Here is an 18710-nt window from a genome sequence, read left to right as displayed (position 1 = left end):
TAAAATATTTAATATAATCGTTAAATATTAGGAAGAATAGTTAGTCATTTATAAATATTATTATTCGCTGACTTGAACTGATTTTTGATAGGGAGTTACAAGAAAATATAAATTAGAAGCAATCCAACCGATCCAAAATAAATAACCACCTAAGTGAAAACGTTCTTTCATGATTTTATGTTCATAAACTGTAGAAAAATCATGATATGTATAGGCAAGTCCCAAACAACCGAGTAATAAAAATAAAAAAAAGAAAAGCCGAGAGACCGTCAAATGGCATATACGCTTGATGAGGTATTGAACAAGCATTAGCATGAGTAAAATAATAAAAACAATAAGAGCGGTTTTCCACCATATTTTTAATATTTTATATTCACCTCGAAATAAATTAATTCCCATTCGACCGATCCAAGACATTTTAGACATTAATATGCCAATGGAAACGGATACTATCGCTTCGAAAAGTACTAATAAAGATAATCTTTTCATTACATAAAATTTTATAAAGAGGAAATATAATTTAAATCCAACAAAGTAAAAATACTAAGAAATCATGAAATAATAAAGCAGATATATTGAAGGAATCTAAAAATTTTAGAGGTTTTAAAATGATTGAATTTTAATATAACAGAAATAAAAATATCTAATTTTGAGAAAGCAACCAAAAATTAGTATTTAATAAATTTACTATAAAAATATTTTCTAAAAACTTCATTTAAAATTGTAGATTGAAATAGTACTTGAGGCTACATTTTTTTATTGTATATACGATTGAATACTATTTTATATAAGTATAAAGTGCTTAAATTTTAATTAGATAATATATAAAAAAAAAATTTAAAATTTTTTATGGAAAAATAGTAAGAAAAACATCTATAAGAATAAAACAAAAAATTGAAAAGTAATATAATGAAAACAATTAAAAAAATTTTAACAGGAATTATTTTAGGCAGTATTTTAGTATCTTTTACCCAAATAAGTGGAGAATCAATGCATCAAAAAAAAGTAAAAAATGATCCCGGAAAAGAATTAGTACATTTTCCAGAGGCAAAACCCGGCATGATGCGTCATGTGATTATTTTAGATAAGAAAAATAATGAAGAATTTTATAAAGTAGAACTTATTCCCGGAAAAATAATGAAAGTGGATTGCAATAAACATACTTTACTAGGGAAAACAGAAGAAAAAGAGTTAGAGGGGTGGGGATATAGCTTTTATGAGTTTTCTTCAGAAGGAAAGACTATTTCTACACGAATGGCTTGTCCACAGATAGTAAAAAAAGAAAAATTTATTTCTTCTGAATCTATCATTATTACATATAACAGTAAACTTCCCATAGTAATTTATACCCCAAAAGGATATATTGTCAAATACAAAGTTTGGGAAGCCGGAAAAGAAAAAACAGCATCAGTTAAATAATTAATAGGGCTAGAAAAAAGGAATTCTTTTCAATTTGAAAAGAATTCCTTACTATATAAAAGTTTAACTTTTAAATATCTTTAGTTGAAAATTATTGGTAATTCAATATATATAATTTAATATAATCTTTGAACTGAAATAAAAAATACTCTTTGGTTATCCGAAAAATCTTTAGTGTCCATATTATCAATATAACCATAATAATAAATTCTATACCATTTATCATCAAGAGCAACATCAATGGTAATGATTTCATTTACCGTAACCAAACTGGCAATAACCTGAGTACCACCTTCACTCATCACCATATTTTCGCCTACAGAATCAAATAAACCATCATCCAAATTAACAAACCCATTAGGTTTTATTACTATGTTAGAGCTACTTTTGTTGTTAATAGTAGCAATGGCAGCAAACCATAATTTCACTGGAGATGAACTTATGTTTACTAATCTTGGATTATAAGTAACCGCATAACTTGAGCCGTTAATACCCTTTGAAAAATATGCATCTAGTCTTAATTTTCCACCAATTACGGGTAGATCTTTAGCATAATAACTTAACCAATAATTATCAACAGTACCGGTAGTCAGATTACCTACAACATTTTCACCAATATCTCCTGGTACACCAGGGGATTTATAGTAAATGTGTTCACCGGGAGCTATACCTTCACCCTCACCGATTTTAGCTGCACAATTTTTTCCGGCAATATTAATGTTAAATGTAGTAATATCAGGAGTGCTTACCGTAGGAGTTCCGGTTACATAGTATTTCAAGGTACCATTACCAATACTAAATTGACCAGTTTCAATTCTTGCTGTGAGGCCATTAACAGGACCTATAGTTTGTTCAGGAAAAAAACCTCCGTCTCCTCCGGTATATGGTATAGTCATAATTCCTGAATAGGGAGTTCCGCTACTATAAAAACTTGGATAAGCCATTACTGCATTACACGTTAAATTTTGAATGGAACCTGGAACCAACGGATTCCCGGCTAAAGTTCTCCAATCTGTTCCACTCCAGTAAATGTATCCATTATATTTAAAATTGGGGTTATCACCCAAATTATATACTAATAATCCTTTGGCAGGGTTAGGAATAGTTAAAGTATCAGAATTTGAAGTTAAAGACACTTTAGGTCCTAGAAACCCTTTTTTACTGCCGGAATTAAGTCCGTCTACATTTAATTCCAAGATGGAAGAAGCATCGGGAGAAGTAGTACCAATACCCACACTACCATCTGAAGTAACAATAAAATCGTTCGCATCTTGAAACGGGGTAGAGGAACCAGAGGCCGGATTATCTTTCGCGCCGTCAACATGAAAGATCCCTTGTGGATTATTAGTATTTACGCCAACTTGGCTTAATGCTAGTATGGGAATTGATAACATCCCTAAAAAAATAAATTTAGTTTTCATAAATAAGATTCATTTAATGATTTGTGTTTTATTAATATGTATTTAAAAGTATATTAAGTATTTAATTAAATAATTTCAAGCTTTAAAATTTTTTCGATAGTATGTTGTCAAAAAACGTTTACATAAGTTTTTTAGTGAAAGTAGTATCTATGTGTTATAATAATATTGAATACAAATGTAAATATTTATTTTATATTTATTATAATAATTTTAATAATTATATAATATTTTAAAATAATTGGAAGTTATTATAATTTACTATATTTTTCTAGTCGAAATTCACACCCCTTCTATTTATAAAATAGTATGACTTATATATTATGTTTTAATAATTATATATATCTCTAACAAGAATATAAAATATACTATTTGAAGATGTACAGTTTTTCTAATATAATTCTAATGTTCCTTTAATATAAAAATAACTTGGGTCAAATAGCACTCTAATATTAGGTAAATAAATTTGTCTTAAGACAAAAAATAATGCTTATATAATGCGTAAATACGTTTCTTTACTGGTTTGTACCTTCTTTACAAGTATGGTTTTTGCACAAAAAGCAGAAGTAATTCAATTAACCAAGGAACAAGCAGAAGGTTTGTTTCTCAAACAAAATTTACAGCTGTTGGCAGAAAAAATGAATATAGATGCTGCCGAAGCTGCTGTTGTACAAGCAAAACTCTGGGACAATCCTAACTTTTCGTTAGGTGATGTTAATTTATGGAGTACGAAATCTCAACGAGAACAAGAGCAAATTCCGGCACTCTTTGGAAAGTTTGCTAAAAATACGGAGTTTACGATGGAACTTAGCCAAATGGTTAAAACAGCCAGAAAAAGAGGTAAACTAATAAATAGAGAAAAGGTATCAAAAGAAATCGCTGTTCAGGAATTTGAGGAGACATTACGGGGCTTAAAACTAGAAGTACGAAAATCGCTGCAAGAGCTTATCTATTTACAATCCTATCAAAAAATATTAAATCACCAGCAAGAAGCGCTTTCAAAGCTGATTACGGCCTACAAAAATCAGGTTGCCGAAGGAAATATAGCAAAAAAAGATTTAATTCGTTTGCAATCCTCACAACTAGAGCTTAGTGGAGAAATATATGAGGTTAAAAATAATTATAACGAACAACAGAAAATTATAAAATCTTTATTGAATATTCCTCCCCTGAATACTGTTGAAATACTCGAAGGAGACAATGAAGTAAAAAATCCGGATGATATCTTATTACCTAAGATTTTAGAAGAGGCATCTGAAAGCAGACCTGATATTAAAATTGCTAACCTTCAAATTGAGTATTTTGATAAAGATTTATTATATGAAAAAGCACAAAAAGTTCCTGATTTAACCTTTGCTGTCAATTATGATCGTATAAGTGCCCCATGGAAAGATTTTATAGGGTTCGGCGTAAGCTTTGATTTGCCCTTTTTCAATAGAAATCAAGGAAATATAAAGTTAGCTCAAGTTAACAAAGAGCAAAGCAAATATCAAGCAAAACAAGTAGTAACTACCGCACAGCATGAAATTACTGAAGCTTATACTAACTATTCCGACACCTACCACCTGTTTAAAGATATACAAAAAGAAAATATTTCCGAAGATTTGGACTATATGTTAGATGCTTATACCAGAAACCTGATGAAAAGAAACATTAGCATGTTGGAATTTATAGATTTCATGGATGCCTATAAAACCAATAAAGAGACCCTATTAAATACCCAAAAAAATCTTTATACACAATTTGAAGAGTTACAATATACTGTTGGAAAAGAAATAAGATAAATCTCATGAAAAAAAATATATACATACTTTCCGTTCTGGCACTTGCCCTATCCTGCACTAATGTAAAAGACAACCAATCAAAAACTCAGGAAGAAGCTGCAATAAACCGGTCGTTTTTTAAACATGTAAAAACCATAAAAGCGGAATTAAAGCCACAAGAAGAAGAGTTAACACTTACAGGTAAAGTAGAATATGATCCGGATAAGATCGTTAATTATGTTCCATTAATTAATGGGGTGGTAACAAAAACCTATTTTTCATTAGGAGACCAAGTAAAACAAGGACAAGTATTGGCAAATGTTCGAAGTTTAGAAGTAAATTCTTTACATTCCGAAAAATCCGGGTTACAATCTGAATTGGAAGTCGCTAGAAGAGAACTAAAAAGTGCGGAATCCATGTATAAAGACAACATGCTATCCGAAAGCGAATTGGTTGAAGCAAGAGCTAAAGTTAAACAAGCTGAGGCCTCATTAGCAAGGGTACATACGGATATGTCTGTGGTAGGATCCAACGGAAGCGGCAGCTCTTCCATCGTTTCTCCTATGACCGGGTATATTATCAACAAAAATATAACATCAGGCAGCACTATATCTCCGGATGCTGAGCCTATATTTACGGTTGCAGACCTAAGTAAAGTATGGGTGATAGCCAATGTATACGCGAGTAATTTACAATTTGTAAAAGTAGGAATGCCCGTAGAAATGAGTTCTTTATCCTATCCGGGTGAAATATTTCACGGAACCATACAATCCATTTCTCAAGTTTTTGATTCTGAAGAAAGAGTTTTGAAAGCAAGAATAGTTATGGAAAATGCAGATTTGAAATTTAAGCCCGAAATGTCCATGACCATCAAACTAAAAAACAATACAGAAAATACCCATGTGTCAATTCCGGTAAACGCACTCATTTTCGATGACGATAAATACTATGTAATCGTTGAAGAATCCAAAGAAAATTTCAAAGTTAAAGAAGTTCAACTTCAAGGTCACAACGAAGAAACCGCATATATCCTTTCCGGTCTTTCCGAAGGAGAAAATGTAGTGGTTAACAATCAATTACTAATTTATTCAGCTTTAAAAAACAAATAACAAAACATGCATAAGTTTGTTGAAAAATGTATTGCCTTTTCATTAAGGAATCACATACTAATACTATTTCTTAGCGTACTCTTATTTATCGGCGGAATTGTATGTTATCTAAACACACCTATTGAGGCCTATCCCGACGTAACCAACACAAGAGTACGAATTATAACTCAATGGCCGGGAAGAAGTGCGGAAGAAATTGAAAAATTTGTTACTCTTCCTATAATGAAGGAAATGAATACCATTCCCAGAAAAACGGAAGTACGCTCTACTTCTCTCTTTGGTCTTTCGGTGGTAACCGTAATTTTTGAAGATGGAGTAGATGATTTCTTTGCTCAGCAATATGCTTCAAATCGTATGCAGGATATGGATCTTCCGGAAGGAGCCGATCCATCTATAGAACCGCCTTCCGGTGCTACCGGTGAAATATACCGTTATACTATTAAAAGTGACCTTCCTGTTCGCGAAATATCTGCTCTTAACGAATGGGTTGTAGAGCGTGAGCTCTTATCGGTTCCCGGAGTAGCCAGTATTGTAAGTTTCGGTGGAGAAGAAAAATGCTATGAAATAAAAGTAAATCCTACAGAATTAGCAAATTACGGACTTTCACCTTTGGAGGTTTACGAAGCTATTTCAAAGAGTAATATAAATGTAGGCGGAGATGTCATACAAAAAGGAAGTCAAGCCTATGTAGTACGCGGAGTTGGCTTACTGGACAATATCAAAGACATTGAAAATATACTTATTGAAGTAAAAGGTAGCACTCCTATACGTGTAAAACAAGTTGCCAACGTTTCTGTTTCTTCAAAACCACGTTTGGGACAAGTAGGGTTGGATGATAGAGATGATGTTGTACAGGGAATTGTGGTAATGCTGAGAGGACAAAATCCGGGAGACGTGATTAAAAATTTAAAGGTTAAAATAGCTGATTTAAATGATCGTATATTACCAGAAAACGTAAAAATCGTACCTTTTTTAGATCGAACAACCCTAGTAGATGCTACTGTCCATACCGTAATGAAAAACCTGATCGAGGGTATTGTGTTGGTTTCCATTGTAGTATTTATTTTCCTGTTTAACTGGAGAACCACCTTGATTGTGGCTACGGTTATCCCGCTTTCTTTCTTATTTGCCATTATTATGCTTCGAATACAAGGACTTCCGGCGAACCTTATTTCAATGGGAGCGCTAGACTTTGGATTGTTGCTTGAGGGAACATTGGTTATTGTTGAAATTATATTTGTCTCGATGGTAAAGAGAACGGAAGAGTTGGGAGTAGAACGATTTATAAAATCGTCTAAAGGGGGATTAATTAAAAAAAGTGCCGGAGGAGTTGCTTCTCACATATTTTTTGCTCAGATTATTTTGGTCGTTGCCTTATTTCCTATCTTTTCATTTCAAAAAGTGGAAGGTAAAATGTTTTCACCGTTGGCATTTACTTTAGGATATGCATTAATGGGATCATTAATTTTATCTCTTACCTATGTGCCGGTTATGTGTAAAATTTTGCTTACCAAACCGGTTAAAGAAAAATCAAATGCAATCAGCAAATTCTTTTCCTCCCATTTATATAAAATATATCTATTTGCATCCCGACATCGTAAAGGAAGTATTATAACCTTCTGTATACTGTTAGTACTTTGCATCGCAAGATTTAGTTTTTGGGGTACGGAATTTATACCCAGTATGAACGAAGGAGCAATTTATATACGTGCTACCTTACCTAACAGCATTAATTTGGATGAATCAGTAAAAATCACTCAGCAAATGAAAAAGAAGTTGAGGAGTTTTGATGAAGTACAATTTGTATTGTCACAGACCGGACGTCCGAATGACGGAACAGATCCAACCGGGTTTTTTAACATAGAATTCCATGCCCAGTTGAAGCCGGAAAATCAATGGAAGAAAAAAGTTAAAAAAGAAGAGCTTATCCGAGAAATGAAAGATTCTTTAGATATTTATCCCGGAACAGTTTTCGGCTTTAGCCAACCCATACAGGATAATGTAGAAGAATATGTAGCAGGAGTAAAAAGTTCCTTAGTAATTAAAATATACGGAGATGATCTACAAAAGTTGGAACAAATGGCAGATCATGCAGCTTCTATCATACAAAAAGTGAAAGGAGTAGAAGATGTGAATGTGTTCCGAAGCATCGGTTTACCTGAATTACAAATCCGTTTATCCGAAGATCGCATGGCCCGTTATGCGGTGTCCATGGCAGATGCTCAGGCAGTAGTGGAAATGGCAATAGGAGGTAAAGCTGCCACCCAGTTTTATGAAGGCGAAAAAATATTTGATGTCAGAGTACGATTTCAAAAAGAATACAGAGATAATGAAGATAAGATCGGGGAAATTTTAATACCAACCATGGATGGAAAGCATGTTCCGTTAAAAGAAATTGCCGATATCAAATTTGTAACCGGTCCGACGTTTATCTATCGAGATGGAAGCAGCAGGTACATCGGAGTTGGGTTTAGTGTTCGCGACCGTGATTTAGGGTCTACTATCAAAGAAGCCCAAGAAAAAGTAAATAAAGAGGTCAAACTAGGACGAGGAAATCGCATGGTTTGGGCAGGAGAATTTGAAAGCCAACAAAGAGCAACACAACGATTGATGATTATTGTTCCTTGTGCCTTATTATTGATCTTATTTTTACTCTATATGAATTTTAGTACCATCAAAGACACTTTAATTGCAGCAAGCGCCATGCCTTATGCCTTTATCGGTGGTTTTATTTCCCTGTGGATAACCGGTACCACTTTTGGAATTTCTGCAGGAATAGGATTTATTATACTCTTTGGAATTACCGCTATTGACAGCATTTTGTTGATTGCATTGATGAAGAAAAAGATGAATTCAACCGGAAATTTAAGATTAGCCATAGATAGTGCAGTTAAAAGCAGGATACGTCCGGTGTTGATGATAGCCCTTATGGGATCGATGGGATTATTACCGGCCGCCATGTCCGATGGAATGGGTTCTGAAGTTCAAAAGCCTTTGGCAATTATGATTGTTGGGGGTATAATCACTTGTATGCTTTTATCTTTTACTATTTTACCGCAAGTTTTTTATTTTGCTTACCGCAAGAAAAGAAAAATTAAATCATAAAATAGTAACTTTATAAAGCAAAAAGTAAAATATGGAGTTGTTATTGGTAGAAGATAATAAAAAAATCAGTGAGTTCATGATCAAAGGATTAGAAGAAAGCGGTTTTTCAGTCACTTTGGTTGAGAATGGTGTGGATGCAAGAAGTCGTTTAAATGATACCAATTGGAATATGATCTTATTGGATATTATGCTGCCTGATATTGACGGAATGGAGTTGTTGCAATATATCCGCTATAAAAAAATAACCACTCCTGTTTTAGTAATCAGTGCTTTAGGAGATCCCGATGATAAAGTAAAAGCCCTTAGTTACGGTGCCGATGATTATCTAACTAAGCCTTTTCATTTTAAAGAACTGGTAGCACGAATTCATGCATTGGACAGAAGAAGGAAAATGAATTATGATTCTTCTTCCAATGTATTGGTATGCGGAGATTTAAAAATGTATTTGGATGAGCATAAAATTCTAAGAGGAGATACAGAAATAGTTCTAACCCATCTTGAATTTAAATTATTAAAATTCTTAATGGAAAATAAAAATAAAGTTGTTTCAAGAACCCAAATTCTAACCAGTGTATGGGGAATTAACCATGATATAAACACCAATATAGTAGAAGTATATATTTCTTATTTACGAAATAAAATTGATGGCGAGTTTGAAACAAAAATCATAGAAACCATAAAAGGAAGGGGATATCGTATTAAATCTTTATTAGCTGAATAATGAAAATACAGACAAGATTAAGTTTACTAAGCTCCGGTTTTTGGGGAATTGTCTTTATTGCCGTAGCGCTTCTGATATTCAGCTTCTACAAAAGGAGCATTGAAAACTCCGTTTACAGGAATTTACAAAAGACTGCTCAAATTATCGGCTATTACTTTTTTGAAGAAGATGAAATAAGCGCAAAAGAATTTCAAAAAATAAAAAAGCAATACGAAAAAATAAACAATCCCTACTTTGAAATTTACGACGATCTGAATCAATTAAAATATGGAAATATACAAGATGTTCCCGAATCGGTAATTAATGAAATACGCTATCAAAAGAAATTGTCCTTTACCACCGATAACTTTTTATGTTATGGAATGTATTATAATGACAACGAAGGCAATTTCGTAATCATTGCAAAGGAAAATAAACAGGATGTGTATCAATACATCAATCCCCTTATTGGAATATTAGTATCCGCCTTTATTTTCGGGTTATTGGCTACCATATTGCTAAACCGTTGGATAGCCCATATAGCCTATCGTCCCATAAGAGAAGCAATCAATCAAGTAAAACAAATGACTCCGGGTGATTCCATGGAATTGAAGACGAGCCGAAATACAGTTAAAGACGAATTGTACGATCTAACTGAAACCTTTAATGAATTGCTAAAAAAAATTTCCGATTCAATTAAAATACAACAAAATTTTGTGAGCTATGTCTCCCACGAATTCAAGACACCTTTGGCAGCGATTCAAGGAAATTTGGAGGTATTTTCCATGAAAAACCGTTCACCTGAAGAATATCAAGCCTTAGCCCAAACATTGATGGAGGAAATAGACCGGCTTCAAGAAATATTAGATATTTTGCTCATTGTTTCCGATTTGCGAAAAAATACAGACATTTCAGAACAAATACGTATTGACGAACTCATATTTGAAATTATTAAACGGGTTTCAGATAAATATTCCGATTGTAGTGAGATCATAGATTATACTTTAGATGTTACTTCGGAAAATATAGAGTTGCTTTACATTAATATAGATAAAACGCAATTATTTATAGCCTTATTCAATTTAATTGAAAATGCCGTTAAATTCTCACAAAGAAAATTAGTACGCATTCAACTGTATGAACGTGAAGGAAAATTACATCTTTTGATACAAGATCATGGGATTGGAATTCCCAAAATGCAATTAAGCCAAATAAGTCGTCCGTTTTATCGAGCCCCAAATGCTGAAAAAGTATCTGGATCGGGGATAGGGCTTTCCATTGCCCTTCGTATTTTAGAAAAAAACCATATAGAATATACCATAGAATCCGAAGAAAACAAAGGAACTAAAATTACCTTAACTTTTTTCGGCATGAATCAGGAGTAAATTTACACTCATATTTGTTTTAGCTGTTTATTGTTAAGTAAAATTAGTATCAATTAAATACTAATTCACTTAGCTGGAAAAGGTGAATTTTAAGTAATTCACCTTTTCATTTTTTAACAATAGAATCTTTCCAAAAAAGATATTTTTAATAATTACAAAAAACAATGTGAGTTAGTAAACTTTTATAATTTAAAATTTTTAAAGGAGCATCTTAATTAAATCCTTATTTTTGAGCTGATTTAATCCATATAACCAAGAAGATAAAATGAATACGTATCAAAATCCGTTGGAAAGCCGCTATTGCAGTGATGAAATGTTGTACAATTTTTCTCCTGAAAAAAAATTTACTACTTGGAGAAAATTATGGTTAGCCCTGGCAGAAATACAAAAAGAGCTTGGTTTAGATATTTCGGACGAGCAAATAAAAGAGCTTAGAGAGCAAGTATCGAAAATAGATTTTAAGAAAGCAGACGAATACGAAAAAAAATTTCGTCATGATGTTATGGCCCATGTACATGCATATGGAGATGCAGCACCGGCAGCACGTCCCATTATTCATTTAGGGGCAACTTCTGCCTTTGTAGGGGATAATACGGATCTTATCCAAATACGTGACGGTTTCGAACTGGTGAAGATAAAATTGATTAATGTTATTAAAGGATTGCATTCGTTTGCACTTAAGTATAAAGACCATCCTACCTTAGGGTTTACTCATTTTCAACCGGCACAATTAACAACGATTGGTAAACGAGCTACTCTTTGGCTGCAATCGGTTTTATTAGATTTGGAAGATTTAGAATATCGTTTGGAAACATTGCGTTTCAGAGGTGTAAAAGGTACTACCGGAACGGCTGCCAGTTTTAAAGAATTGTTTGACGGGGACTTTTCAAAAGTCAAAGAATTGGACCGGAAATTATCAGAACGTTTCGGCTTTAAAAAAGTTTTTAAAGTAAGTGGACAAACCTATGACCGAAAGATAGATGCTCAGGCACTAGAAGTACTTTCCAATATTGCACAATCTGCACATAAGTTTACGAATGATTTGCGTTTGTTGCAAAGCTTAAAAGAAATAGAAGAACCGTTTGAAAAGAATCAGATAGGTTCCAGCGCCATGGCTTATAAGCGTAATCCGATGCGATCTGAAAGAATTGCTTCATTAGCTAAATTCGTGATCTCTTTAGCAACTTCTCCAGCAATGGTTGCGTCCACTCAATGGTTTGAAAGAACATTAGACGATTCCGCAAATAAAAGATTGAGCATACCTCAAGCATTTTTAGCCATAGATGCCATCTTATTAATCTGGAATAATATCCTGGACGGATTGGTCGTATATCCTAAAATGATTGAAAAGCATATTAATGAAGAACTGCCCTTTATGGCAACCGAATACATCATTATGGAAGGAGTTAAAAACGGAGGAGACCGACAGGAACTTCATGAAATCATTCGTCAACATTCTATGGAAGCAGCCAAGAAAGTAAAAATGGAAGGAAAGCCGAATGATTTAATCGAGCGAATTATCAAGGATGAAAAAATAAATATTGACAAAGAAAAATTGATGAAATTGATCAATCCATCCAATTTTATTGGCTTTGCTCCGGAACAAACAGAAGAGTTTTTAGATCAGGAAGTAAATCCTATTTTACTAAAATATGAACATCTACTAGGAATAAATTCCGATCTTAGAGTCTAAAAATATATATACTGAAATAACCACTGTGGCAGTTCTGATTGTTTAAACTAATTTAAACTAAACATAAACTAAATATTTATTCTATTCGCCGATTATATGGCAAAGTAACGATCTTCGTGCCCGGTGGTTTTCAGTATAGAGTTTATTTTTAATTCGGTTTTTTTATCTAGGGTATCCGATTTCTTTATAAAATTCTTCCAAAAATTTCAGCATAAATAAATGCCTTTCTTCAGCCATTTCTTTAGCAATATTGGTATTCATCAAGTCTTTCAGCTTCAATAGCTTTTCATAAAAATGATTGATCGTACATGAGGTACTTTTTTGATAAGAAGTACTTTCCGTATATTCGGTCGGTTTTTCGTTCGGATCAAACAATTCTCGACCTTTGGTACCACCATAAGCAAATGCTCGGGCTATTCCTACAGCACCTATTGCATCCAATCGATCGGCATCCTGAACAATTTTTGCTTCAAGTGAAGTAGGAGGGAGATTATGTCCGCCCTTATACGAAACTTCGTTAATAATCTTAATGATATCTTCAACGAAACTTTTCGAATATGATAAAGAAGACAGTAATGGAAATACAAGTTCTTCAGTACGGTCCGTTCCATTATGGAGTTTATAATCTCCGACATCGTGAAGCCAGGCTGCCAATAAAACTTTAGAACGATCAGCCTTTTCGTGAAGGAGAATATTTTGGGCGTTGGTTACTACTCGCTCAATATGCCAATAATCATGTCCACTTTTATCCGAAGAATGTTTATTTTTTATATAACCACTAATGATTAATATTGATTGGTCTAATTCCATGCTTAAATATAGAATTTTAATAAAAATTATAGGTAAATATAAGTTCAAAAATTTAACAGCCCTTTTATTATATTAGAGAGGTATAAAGATATTGAATAGGACTTTTCCACTTCAATTGAAAGTATTGAAATGAAAAATAAAAAAGAAAAAAGCCCCTTTAAAAAGAGGGGCTTGTATTATTTTTAATATGGAAAATGTATGTAGATAACTATTCGCTATATACACCCATATTTATAAATTTATTTTGTCTGTGTTCCACCAACTCATCAGGAGACATTTTAGAAAGCTCATTATAGGCCTCTAAAACTTGATTTTTTAAAGACATAAAAGCTCCTTCCGGGTTGTAATGAGCACCGCCAAGCGGCTCCTTAATTATTCCGTCAATAATGCCTAATTCCAAAGAATTTTTAGGAGTTAAACGAAGATTTTCGGCAGCAACTTCTTTGTATTCCCAGCTTCTGAATAAAATTGAGGAACAACTTTCCGGGGAAATTACGGAATACCAAGTATTTTCCATCATGTAAACCTTATTTCCTACACCGATTCCCAACGCACCGCCACTGGCACCTTCACCAATAACTACGCAAATAATCGGAACTTTAATTTGGCACATCTGAGCGATGTTATACGCGATGGCTTCTCCTTGTCCTCTTTCTTCGGCATCAAGTCCCGGATAGGCTCCCGGAGTGTCTATTAAGGTTAGAATAGGAATGTTAAACTTTTCAGCAACTCTCATCAAGCGTAACGCTTTTCGGTAGCCATCAGGATTGGGCATACCAAAACGACGGTATTGTCTTTCTTTGGTATTTTTACCTTTTTGTTGACCGATAATCATAAAAGTTTTACCGTCAATTCTTCCCAATCCTCCAATCATGGCTTTATCATCGCCATAGTTGCGGTCTCCGTGTAATTCAATAAACGTATTATCAGTGATGGCACTGCAATAGTCTAACGAATAAGGACGAGAGGGATGTCTGGATAATTGTACGGTTTGCCAAGGGGTAAGGTTATCGTATATTTGATGTTTGGTTTGTTCGATTTTCTTTTCGATTTCTTTGCAAGTAGAATTGATATCTACTCCACTTTCATTACCAAGCTCGATCCATTTTTTAAGCTGGTCTTCTAATTCTTTTATAGGCAATTCAAAATCTAAATATTCCATTTTATGAGTATTAGTGACTAAATATACTAACTTTTAAATAAATCAAATTAAATTCTCATTTTTGAAACTACTTAGAAATGGTATTTTCAAAAATAAATTTCCAATGAATTATAAATCCAAAATTCCTTCAGGTAAAGTCATTGAAATGTAATGATCATTTCTGTTTACTTCAATAATCCAATCATTAATAATAGGAATGTAAATAAATTTATCATTTTTCGATAGTTTTATAATAAAAAGAGCTTGTGCGCTGTTATCATTTATTTCAGTAATTTCTCCAATCTTTTGTAGGTTTTCGTCTACTAAAGAAAAGTGTATAACTTCATGATAATAAAATTGTTTTCCTTTTAATTTAGGTAATGTATTTAAAGGAAGGTACAGCTGCGTCCCTATTAAGTCTTGTGAATTGATAGAAGTATCTTCAAATTTTACACGTAATGAATCTTTATTATAGAGTTGACATTCATTTAGAAAAAAAGGAACCGGCATTTCATTGATATTAATAAATACCGATTCCAAATTATTGTAAGCCTCCGGTTCATCTGTGTCTAGTTTAACAATCAGATGACCTTTCAGACCATGAGTTTTAGTGATTGTGCCTAGGTAGTAACAATCTTCCAATTGCATGAATCTAATTAGGCTTTAGGTTCTTCATTAATTTCAGCCTGAGCATCAGTAGCTGCTTCATCTTCTGCGATGATTGCTTCTACTACTTCCTCTGCATCATTAGCTTCTGCTTCTTCTGCTTTTTGTTGAGCAGCGATACGGCTTTCATTTACTTTTCTTTCAGCTTCAAGCTTTTCTTTTTTCGCTTGTTGCTTAGAAGAGGCCAATTTGTCTTTTTTCGCTTGAATAGCTTTTTCTTTGTCTTCCAACCAAGCTTGGAATTTTTTCTCTGCTTCTTCAGCCGAAAAAGCTCCTTTTTTAACCCCTCCGTTCAAATGCTTTTTTAATAAAGCACCTTTGTAAGAAAGGATAGATTTTGCTGTATCTGATGGTTGAGCTCCTTTTTCTAACCAGTTCACTGCTCTGTCAACATTTAATTCAATGGTTGCAGGGTTGGTAGTAGGAACGTAAATTCCTAATTTTTCGATGTTTTTACCATCTCTTTTAGCTCTAGAATCTGCTACAACAATGTGAAAAACCGGTTTTCCTTTTTTACCGTGTCTTTGTAATCTAATTTTTACTGCCATAATTTTTTATTTTGGGATCCCGTCCCGTTATTAGTTAAGTTTGCAAATATACTACTTGTTTTACTATTGCTGCAAATTTTTGTATACAAATTAATGTTTTATACTCTTAGTTTTTCTTGGAAAAATGAGCATCCCAGCCTTGAGCATTCAACGGAATGCGCTGTGTATTTCCTTTGGTTATCAAAACATTTTCAACCGTTTCGGTAGCATGACCGATAATGGTGAAGTTAGGATTATGTTTGATCTTATCATGATCTTCAATAGGGATGGTAAATAAAATTTCATAATCTTCTCCTCCGTTTAGTACCCCTGTTACGGGATTGATACCGAATTCTTCCGCCGTGGTAATTACCTGGCTGTCCATCGGGATTTTTTCTTCATAAATGGAGAAGCCAACGTTACTTTGTTGGGAAAGATGAATGATTTCAGAGGCCAACCCGTCGGAAATATCGATCATAGAAGTAGGATGTACGTTCATTTCTTTAAGTAACGCTTTAATTTCCGTACGTGCTTCAGGTTTTAATTGCCTTTCCAAAATATAAGTATACCCCGATAAATCCGGTTGAAGGTTTGGGTTTACTTTAAAAACAGAATTTTCACGTTCCAATACTTGTAATCCGAAGTAAGCACCGCCCAAATCACCGCTGACAACCAAAAGGTCATTGGGTTTTGCTCCTTTTCGGTAGACAATCTCGTCTTTATGAGCATAACCCACGGTAGAAATATTTATTACCAATCCCAGGTTGGATGAAGTGGTATCTCCTCCGACTAAATCTATAGAGTAGTGTTTACACGCCAGGTGAATTCCGGTATATATTTCTTCCAATGCTTCTACCGGAAAACGATTAGAAACGGCTATGGAAATCAGTATTTGTTCCGGAACGGCGTTCATGGCAACCAAATCGCTGAGTCCGATAACTACTGACTTATAACCTAGATGTTTTAAAGGGGTATAAGCCAAATTGAAATGAATATTTTCCAATAGCATATCGGTAGAAACTAACACCTTTTTATCTTTTGGATCCAACACGGCGGCATCGTCTCCAACTCCTTGTAGAGTAGAGGGATGTTTGGGTTTGAAATTTTGAGTAAGATGTTCGATCAGTCCAAATTCACCATATTCTGAAATTGAAGTTTTATATGGATTCTTATTATCAAGCATACTGCGGATATCTATTAATTTATTTTGAATTCGATTTTCGAATTTACGGCTTTTTCGGGTATATGCCTTATTATTTGTATTGCGATCCGTAATTTTTTCGATTTTTTACTAAATAGTAGGAGTGTAATTAAAATATTTTACAAGGATTGAATAATATAAAGTTTTTTTAGAAAAAAAATCCATACAGATTCAAAGATTAATTTTTAAGGCGGTTACCCATAACAATAACAACATTCCAATCCCCGTAATTCAATAAACTACAAACAGATAGCCCATACATATTTTCAAAGAAACCCTGAAACCAATCCATAACTTTGTTCAGACAACCCAACAGCATCTTTGTGATGATCAATAAGTTAAAGTAAAAATAACCGTAAAAGTTACAAATTCTGATAAAAAAATCTTTATCTTAGCCGAATAATTTTTCACAAAGCCTAACTTATGAATATAACGTCTCGTTGTTTCGTGTATAGTTTATCTAGTGTAAGTCGGAATCTAATTCTTATGGAATTTTTCCGCTTGTAAAGCTTAAAAAATAAAAAAGTAAAGGAAATTTTTAATTCCTTTACTCCCCCACTAACTCAACCTTAAAAAAAACTAACTCCATGCCCGATAAAAAACCCGATCATTTAGCCTTAGTAGTAGAAGGAGCTTGCGTAAGCTGCAACCGAGGAAGCCTTCCCGAATGTATTTTAAAAGTAAAGCATAAGGACGATGACAAGTACCTGGCCAACCAAAAGAAAATAGCCACCTGGCTGGAAGATGACCAAGACCACATGAATTTTGGATTGTGTAACCGAAGCAGCCCTCAGCCGGCCTGCACCCCGCAAATTTCATGGAAAGATTATTATCAAAACGCCGAATTCGGCAAACAAAAACCACTAACGGAAGCTTCCTACGGGGAGTGTAAGTATAAGGGGAAAATCACCATAAAAAACCACGGCCAAAGGGTCAAACTCTCGGCTAAAATTTTTAAAAAACACCTCAGGGAATCGTATGATATTTTTATGATAAGTCCGAAGGTTGCGGCTTCATTAGGAAATACCATTCCTTCGGTAAGCAAAATAGATTTGGTTTCTTCAAGCGTTCCCAAGCAAACGATTCCCTCCCATCGAGAAGTGTGCTTTGAAATAGGCGGAGCGGTTAAAACAATCACCCTTCAGGCCACGGTAAGGGAAAAAGACGATGCCAGCCTGGTCAATTGGGCCTACTACAAAGGAGATACTCAAAAAGACCGAATAAAAACCTATCTGGAATACGGAAGCACACACCAAGTAAATCTGGAAGAGTTACCTGAAGGCAAGACCACCATCTTCGGATACGGAAAGGTTCCCATCGGCGATTCTACCAAAATAATCATCCATCGCAAAGCAAACAAACTCGAGGAAATTGTTGTCAACGCAAAGCAGGTTTCCAAAGAGAAAATCGTGGAACTTCCCAAAAATACCCCCGCCTATTTTACCCCTCGCTATACCTTTCCCGATTCGGAAAAAACCAAGTTTTTTATGTTGCAAGGCATGCGATGGCGCATCAAATATTTGAACGGAACGATCTTATATACCAATGCTCCGGGATTTTCTGCCGATCATAAAAACAGCCCTTTGGGAGCACAGGTTCTCTCGGGAAGCCTGCTGGCTTCTTTTCGCAATAGCGGCTCTTATGTTATAGAATTGGAAGACCATAATCTTATCCCGATGGGAACGTCGCCTAATCGGCGTGTGTTGACCGTAAAAATAAAAAACCGATCGGCAGAAAATATAAAAAACCTGGGAAGCGACAAGATACGAAAAG

At 34.1% G+C, this 18710-nt stretch carries 17 protein-coding genes and 1 pseudogene; 9 read left to right on the top strand and 9 right to left on the bottom strand.

Annotation, left to right across the window (positions count from 1 at the left end; all coding sequences use genetic code 11):
* Positions 1–60: 60 nt before the first annotated feature.
* Positions 61–489: a hypothetical protein gene (locus GFV00_RS03010; RefSeq protein ID WP_160557275.1), complete on the bottom strand. Its 429-nt coding sequence runs from the start codon at positions 487–489 to the stop codon at positions 61–63.
* Between the two features lie 420 nt (positions 490–909).
* Between GFV00_RS03010 and eco the strand changes: the two genes are divergently transcribed.
* The gene (eco, locus tag GFV00_RS03005) at positions 910–1419 is read left to right on the top strand and encodes a serine protease inhibitor ecotin (RefSeq protein WP_160557276.1); all 510 of its coding nucleotides are present in this window, start codon (positions 910–912) and stop codon (positions 1417–1419) included.
* Between the two features lie 116 nt (positions 1420–1535).
* Here eco and GFV00_RS09675 read toward each other — a convergent pair whose 3' ends face one another.
* Positions 1536–2840, bottom strand: coding sequence for a hypothetical protein (locus GFV00_RS09675; RefSeq protein WP_185149978.1), 1305 nt, complete (start codon positions 2838–2840; stop codon positions 1536–1538).
* 494 nt (positions 2841–3334) lie between these two features.
* Here GFV00_RS09675 and GFV00_RS02995 point away from each other — a divergent pair, with 494 nt between their 5' ends.
* From GFV00_RS02995 to purB, 6 genes are all read left to right on the top strand, one after another.
* Complete coding sequence (locus GFV00_RS02995; protein ID WP_160557277.1) at positions 3335–4621, top strand: TolC family protein; 1287 nt, start codon at positions 3335–3337, stop codon at positions 4619–4621.
* Between the two features lie 5 nt (positions 4622–4626).
* On the top strand, positions 4627–5709 hold the full coding sequence (locus GFV00_RS02990) for an efflux RND transporter periplasmic adaptor subunit (protein ID WP_160557278.1): 1083 nt from the start codon (positions 4627–4629) through the stop codon (positions 5707–5709).
* A gap of 6 nt (positions 5710–5715) precedes the next feature.
* Positions 5716–8814 (top strand): efflux RND transporter permease subunit, encoded by a 3099-nt coding sequence (locus GFV00_RS02985; RefSeq protein WP_160557279.1) that lies wholly within the window; start codon positions 5716–5718, stop codon positions 8812–8814.
* A gap of 31 nt (positions 8815–8845) precedes the next feature.
* Positions 8846–9535 carry a response regulator transcription factor gene (locus GFV00_RS02980; protein ID WP_160557280.1) on the top strand — a complete coding sequence of 230 codons (690 nt, stop codon included), beginning with the start codon at positions 8846–8848 and terminating at the stop codon, positions 9533–9535.
* Positions 9535–10899 (top strand): HAMP domain-containing sensor histidine kinase, encoded by a 1365-nt coding sequence (locus GFV00_RS02975; protein WP_160557281.1) that lies wholly within the window; start codon positions 9535–9537, stop codon positions 10897–10899. The genes GFV00_RS02980 and GFV00_RS02975 overlap by 1 nt, the downstream gene beginning before the upstream one ends.
* A gap of 265 nt (positions 10900–11164) precedes the next feature.
* Positions 11165–12592: an adenylosuccinate lyase gene (gene purB, locus GFV00_RS02970; protein WP_160557282.1), complete on the top strand. Its 1428-nt coding sequence runs from the start codon at positions 11165–11167 to the stop codon at positions 12590–12592.
* Positions 12593–12754: 162 nt separating this feature from the next.
* Here purB and GFV00_RS02965 read toward each other — a convergent pair whose 3' ends face one another.
* The 5 genes from GFV00_RS02965 to thiL form a co-directional block, all read right to left on the bottom strand.
* Complete coding sequence (locus GFV00_RS02965) at positions 12755–13402, bottom strand: HD domain-containing protein (RefSeq protein ID WP_160557283.1); 648 nt, start codon at positions 13400–13402, stop codon at positions 12755–12757.
* A gap of 208 nt (positions 13403–13610) precedes the next feature.
* Entirely contained in the window at positions 13611–14564 is a 954-nt protein-coding gene (locus GFV00_RS02960) for an acetyl-CoA carboxylase carboxyltransferase subunit alpha (RefSeq protein WP_160557284.1), read from the bottom strand.
* A gap of 108 nt (positions 14565–14672) precedes the next feature.
* Positions 14673–15191, bottom strand: a complete 519-nt coding sequence (gene rimM / locus GFV00_RS02955) for a ribosome maturation factor RimM (RefSeq protein ID WP_160543366.1) — start codon at positions 15189–15191, stop codon at positions 14673–14675.
* Positions 15192–15199: 8 nt separating this feature from the next.
* Positions 15200–15757 (bottom strand): 30S ribosomal protein S16, encoded by a 558-nt coding sequence (locus tag GFV00_RS02950; protein WP_160557285.1) that lies wholly within the window; start codon positions 15755–15757, stop codon positions 15200–15202.
* A gap of 106 nt (positions 15758–15863) precedes the next feature.
* Complete coding sequence (gene thiL, locus GFV00_RS02945) at positions 15864–16919, bottom strand: thiamine-phosphate kinase (protein ID WP_160557286.1); 1056 nt, start codon at positions 16917–16919, stop codon at positions 15864–15866.
* Positions 16920–17524: 605 nt separating this feature from the next.
* Here thiL and GFV00_RS09880 point away from each other — a divergent pair.
* A pseudogene (locus GFV00_RS09880) lies at positions 17525–17806 on the top strand (PAAR-like protein); the annotation flags it as partial.
* Between the two features lie 8 nt (positions 17807–17814).
* On the opposite strand, the gene GFV00_RS09770 reads toward GFV00_RS09880, so the two are convergent.
* Positions 17815–18075, bottom strand: coding sequence for a hypothetical protein (locus GFV00_RS09770; protein WP_255448791.1), 261 nt, complete (start codon positions 18073–18075; stop codon positions 17815–17817).
* A 90-nt stretch (positions 18076–18165) separates the two neighbouring features.
* Entirely contained in the window at positions 18166–18360 is a 195-nt protein-coding gene (locus GFV00_RS09765; RefSeq protein WP_255450637.1) for a hypothetical protein, read from the bottom strand.
* Between the two features lie 64 nt (positions 18361–18424).
* Here GFV00_RS09765 and GFV00_RS09760 point away from each other — a divergent pair.
* The coding region (locus tag GFV00_RS09760) for a hypothetical protein (RefSeq protein WP_255450636.1) at positions 18425–18710 on the top strand (286 nt) is incomplete at its 3' end.

This window comes from Apibacter sp. B3935 (assembly GCF_009827705.1).
GTDB lineage: Bacteria > Bacteroidota > Bacteroidia > Flavobacteriales > Weeksellaceae > Apibacter.
This window is presented reverse-complemented; position numbering and strand designations above follow the sequence as displayed.